The organism is Bacillus sp. RHFS10 (assembly GCF_016757475.1).
Taxonomy (GTDB): Bacteria; Bacillota; Bacilli; order Bacillales; family Bacillaceae; genus Bacillus; species Bacillus subtilis_G.
Map to the genome: position 1 here is coordinate 1 of NZ_JAESPO010000022.1, position 657 is coordinate 657.

The 657-nt window shown below is 52.1% G+C and carries 5 tRNA genes and 1 rRNA gene; all 6 read left to right on the top strand.

The window, feature by feature from the left end:
- Positions 1 to 112: ribosomal RNA gene (gene rrf, locus JMN17_RS21430) — 5S ribosomal RNA — on the top strand; the annotation flags it as partial.
- Between the two features lie 22 nt (positions 113 to 134).
- A tRNA-Val gene (locus tag JMN17_RS21435) sits at positions 135 to 210 on the top strand.
- A gap of 4 nt (positions 211 to 214) precedes the next feature.
- Positions 215 to 290, top strand: a tRNA-Thr gene (locus tag JMN17_RS21440).
- A 38-nt stretch (positions 291 to 328) separates the two neighbouring features.
- Positions 329 to 404 (top strand) — tRNA-Lys (locus JMN17_RS21445).
- Positions 405 to 410: 6 nt separating this feature from the next.
- Positions 411 to 493: transfer RNA gene (locus JMN17_RS21450), tRNA-Leu, on the top strand.
- 40 nt (positions 494 to 533) lie between these two features.
- Positions 534 to 608 (top strand) — tRNA-Gly (locus JMN17_RS21455).
- Positions 609 to 657: the final 49 nt, after the last annotated feature.

The window sequence follows — 657 nt, forward strand, 5'->3', positions numbered from 1 at the left end:
GTGGCGATAGCGAAGAGGTCACACCCGTTCCCATGCCGAACACGGAAGTTAAGCTCTTCAGCGCCGATGGTAGTCGGGGGTTTCCCCCTGTGAGAGTAGGACGCCGCCAAGCAATTGCACGCTAGTGCAATTATGGAGGATTAGCTCAGCTGGGAGAGCATCTGCCTTACAAGCAGAGGGTCGGCGGTTCGAGCCCGTCATCCTCCACCATTTTGCCGGTGTAGCTCAATTGGTAGAGCAACTGACTTGTAATCAGTAGGTTGGGGGTTCAAGTCCTCTTGCCGGCACCACTTTTTATATGGTATAATACTCAAGTCTCTTGTAAGAAGAGCCATTAGCTCAGTTGGTAGAGCATCTGACTTTTAATCAGAGGGTCGAAGGTTCGAGTCCTTCATGGCTCACCACTTTACGCGGGTGTGGCGGAATTGGCAGACGCGCTAGACTTAGGATCTAGTGTCTTTATGACGTGGGGGTTCAAGTCCCTTCACCCGCATTATATAGGATAACAGTTATAAAAACTGGACATCCTGTCTGCGGAAGTAGTTCAGTGGTAGAACACCACCTTGCCAAGGTGGGGGTCGCGGGTTCGAATCCCGTCTTCCGCTCCAACTATACCATCCACGCCGGGGTGGTGGAATTGGCAGACACACAGGACTT